A 3,823-nucleotide genomic window follows, 5' to 3' on the forward strand; every position below is an offset into this window, starting at 1 on the left:
CCTCGGCAATCGCGTGTGGATGATGATGCGGGGCGCGCGTGCGATCCGACAGGCCCGCGATGCCCTCTTCCTCATAACGTTCGAGCCACTTGTAGCCGGTCTTCCGGCTCACCGCGAACCGCCGGCAAATCGCTGCAAACGACTCCTGCCGCTCCTCAACCGCCATCACAAAGCGCATCCGCTCTTCCACGGCACAGGTTCCCCCAAGTCCCATCGGCAAGGCCCTCCTTGCCGATCAGTTGACCTGTTACCCATGTCGTCGGTCTATTCTGTCACCCATGTAGCCGGTTAGGACCGCGTTCCCTCTCCCCTTGCGGGAGAGGGTTAGGGAGAGGGGTGGCGGCAACGGCGGTGTGCGTGGCTTACCCCTCTCCCCAGCCCTCCCCCGCAAGGGGGGAGGGAGCCTCCCGCCTGCGCGTCGAGACTGTATGCTATCAAACAGAAAGCCACATCACACCGGCAGCGCGATCGAGTACTTCACCTGGCTGAGCGCAAAGCTCGACTCGATTGAGGCAATACCATCCAGCCGTGTCAGCTTGTTCTTCAGAAACGCTTCATAGGAGGAGAGGTCGGCAGCAACCACGCGCAGCAGATAGTCGCGGTTGCCGGTCATCAGATAGCACTCCAGCACCTCGTCCCACTTCGAAATCGCCTTGGCAAACCGGTTGAGGTCCTCCTCCTTCTGCCGCGCCAGCTTGATCGAGATGAAGACGCTGACATGCAGCCCGAGCGATTTCTGATCGACTGTCGCGATATAGCGGGTGATGACGCCGCGCTCTTCGAGCAGTTTCACCCGGCGATGGCAGGGCGACACGGAGAGACCGACCTTGTCGGCGAGCTCCTGCATGGTCATGCGGCTATCGGTCTGCAGCAGGCTGAGGATCTTGCGGTCGATGGCGTCGAGGGCAGCCATTGGAATAAACTCTCGGTTTGGAGGGGTACTGTGGTAATCTATCCCAATATTGGACGGTATGCCGCAGGAAATTGAGAAGTTTGGCGCCTGCGCCGCCGCTAAGATCGGTGCATACTGATCCCGCCCGGAGCATGGCCATGCCCATAGAGCCCGCACGTCTCGAATTGCTGACTGCGTTGGCGCGCAAGGTGCTCTGGCTGTCGTCGTGGACAATCCATCACGCCAACCATGTCAGGCCCAACGTCGACGGGCTGAAGGTCGGCGGTCATCAGGCCTCGTCCGCCTCGCTCGCCAACATCATGTCGGCGCTGTACTTCTCTGTGCTGCGTCCGCAGGACCGCGTCGCGGTGAAGCCGCATGCGAGCCCGGTGTTTCACGCCATCCAGTACCTGTTCGGACACCAGAGCCGCGAGAAGCTGGAAAATTTCCGCGGCTTCAAGGGCGCGCAATCCTATCCGTCGCGGACCAAGGATGCCGACGACGTCGACTTCTCCACCGGCTCGGTCGGCCTTGGCGTCGCACAAACCCTGTTCTCCTCGCTGGTGCAGGACTACGTCACCGCGCATGGCTGGATGAAGGACCGGCCCGAAGGGCGGATGATCGCACTCGTCGGCGACGCCGAGATGGACGAGGGCAACATTTTCGAGGCGCTGCTCGAGGGCTGGAAGCACGCGCTGCGCAACACCTGGTGGGTCGTCGACTACAACCGCCAGAGTCTCGACGCCGTCGTGCGCGAAGGGCTGTGGGCGAAGTTCGAAACGATGTTCCGCAATTTCGGCTGGGAGGTCGTGATCGTGAAATACGGCCGCCTGATGCAGGCCGCGTTCGCCGAGCCCGGCGGCGAGGCGCTGAAGCGCTGGATCGACAACTGCCCGAACCAGATGTATGCCGCGCTGTGCTTCCAGGGCGGGGCCGCGTTCCGCAAGCATCTGCAGGACGACATCGGCGATCAGGGCGAGGTCTCGCAACTGATCGACCGGCGCAGCGACGACGAACTGCTTGCGCTGATGTCCAATCTCGGTGGCCACGACATGGCCAGCATGATCGAAGCCTTCGAGGCGATCGACCACGATCGCCCGGTCTGCTTCATCGCCTACACGATCAAGGGCGTCGGCCTGCCGATGCAGGGTCACAAGGACAATCATGCCGGCTTGATGACAGTCGCGCAGATGGAGAAGTGGCGCGCCGCGCAGAACATCCGTCCCGGTCACGAATGGGACAAGTTCGAAGGCCTGTCGCAGCCGCCGGCCGGGCTCGAAGCCTTCCTGGCGGCTGCACCCTTCAATCAAGAGGGCCGCCGTCGGCTGACCGCGCCCGTCATCGAGGTGCCCGAGCGGCTCGCTTTCAAGCCGGCCGCGCAAATGTCGACCCAGCAGGGCTTTGGGCTGGTGCTCAACGAGCTCGCGCGCGGCGACAGCGAATTGGCGTCGCGGATCGTCACTGCGTCGCCCGACGTCACGGTGTCGACCAATCTCGGCGCCTGGGTCAACCGCCGCGGACTGTTCGCCAAGGCCGAGAACCACGACCTGTTCCGGCAGGAGAAGATCCCGTCCGCCTATAGCTGGGAGTTTTCGCCGAAGGGACAGCACTTCGAGCTCGGCATCGCCGAGATGAACCTGTTCATCATCCTCTCGGCGCTCGGGCTGTCGCATCAGATCAACGGCGAGCGGCTGCTGCCGGTCGGCACGCTCTATGATCCCTTCATCGAGCGTGGCCTCGATGCGCTGAACTATGCCTGCTACCAGGATGCGCGCTTCATGGTGGTAGCGACGCCGTCTGGCATTACGCTCGCACCGGAAGGCGGCGCGCATCAGTCGATCGCAACGCCGCTGATCGGCATGGCGCAGGACGGGCTGGCCTCGTTCGAACCGGCCTTCGTCGATGAACTCGCCGCGATCATGGGCTGGGGGTTTCGTCACATGCAGCGCGAAGACGGCGAGGGCGGCTCGGTCTATCTGCGCCTCTCGACCCGCACCATCGACCAGCCGCAGCGGATCATGACGCCGGACCTGCAGCGGGACATCACCGAGGGCGCCTACTGGCTGCGCGAGCCGGGGCCGAACTGCGACATCGTGATCGCCTATACCGGCGCGGTGGCGCCGGAGGCGATCGAGGCGGTGGGCTTCATCGGCGAAAGCCACCGCGATGTCGGCTTACTGGCGGTAACCTCGGCGGACCGGCTCCATGCGGGATGGTCCGCCGCCCGGAATTTGCGGCGCGACCGCCGCGCCGTCCAGCATCTCAGCCATGTCGAAAAGCTGCTGGCGCCTCTCAACCGCGACTGCGGCATCGTGACCGTGATCGACGGCCACCCGGCGGCGCTTGGCTGGCTCGGCAGCGTGCGCGGCCACCGGCTCGAGGCGCTCGGCGTTGAGCAATTCGGCCAGACTGGCACTATCCGTGACCTCTACTGCCACTACGGCATCGACGCCAACGCCATCATCGACGCCGCAGAAAGCCTGACGGTTGGAGCACCCGTGCGGCACAGGAAGATGGCAGTATAGTCGTCGTCCCTGCGAATGCAGGGACCCATAACCACAGGGAGTAGTTGTCGAGGAAGGCGTTTGCCAGCGCACCCAAAGATAGGCCGCGGCGTATGGGTCCCTGCGTTCGCACTAGCTGATTCACACGTCTTTGAGGGTTTCCCAGGCGGAAGCTACGCCCAAGAAGTATTGGAGGCCATGCCTCATGGTGATGGGGCCGGGTTTGGTGCGAGGGTATCCATCCCATCCGCCGAGGCGAGCAATGATCCATGAGGCCCAGGCCAAGGTTTGCGGGCGATGGGGATTGCTTTGGAGTTTGGTCCTGCCTTCGTATTTGGTGGCAAGCGCGGCGAGTAACTTGATCTGCTCTTGGTTGAACGCGTTGCTGGCAGGTTCAGCGCTGCGTCCGTCGCGAGCCTGAACAAGT

The 3,823-nt window shown here is 63.5% G+C and carries 3 protein-coding genes and 1 pseudogene; 1 reads left to right on the top strand and 3 read right to left on the bottom strand.

Annotation, left to right across the window (positions count from 1 at the left end):
- Both J6524_RS36850 and J6524_RS36855 read right to left on the bottom strand, forming a co-directional pair.
- Positions 1–214: helix-turn-helix domain-containing protein (locus J6524_RS36850; RefSeq protein ID WP_225678389.1), on the bottom strand; the 214-nt coding region annotated here is incomplete at its 3' end.
- A gap of 237 nt (positions 215–451) precedes the next feature.
- On the bottom strand, positions 452–913 hold the full coding sequence (locus J6524_RS36855; RefSeq protein WP_225678739.1) for an Lrp/AsnC family transcriptional regulator: 462 nt from the start codon (positions 911–913) through the stop codon (positions 452–454).
- Between the two features lie 137 nt (positions 914–1,050).
- On the opposite strand from J6524_RS36855, the gene J6524_RS36860 reads away from it, so the two are divergent.
- Positions 1,051–3,417 carry a thiamine pyrophosphate-binding protein gene (locus tag J6524_RS36860; RefSeq protein ID WP_225678740.1) on the top strand — a complete coding sequence of 789 codons (2,367 nt, stop codon included), beginning with the start codon at positions 1,051–1,053 and terminating at the stop codon, positions 3,415–3,417.
- Between the two features lie 120 nt (positions 3,418–3,537).
- Here J6524_RS36860 and J6524_RS36865 read toward each other — a convergent pair.
- Positions 3,538–3,823, bottom strand: a pseudogene (locus tag J6524_RS36865) (IS4 family transposase); the annotation flags it as partial.

Origin of the sequence: Bradyrhizobium hereditatis, from assembly GCF_020329435.1 — a bacterium.
Lineage (GTDB): Bacteria > Pseudomonadota > Alphaproteobacteria > Rhizobiales > Xanthobacteraceae > Bradyrhizobium > Bradyrhizobium hereditatis.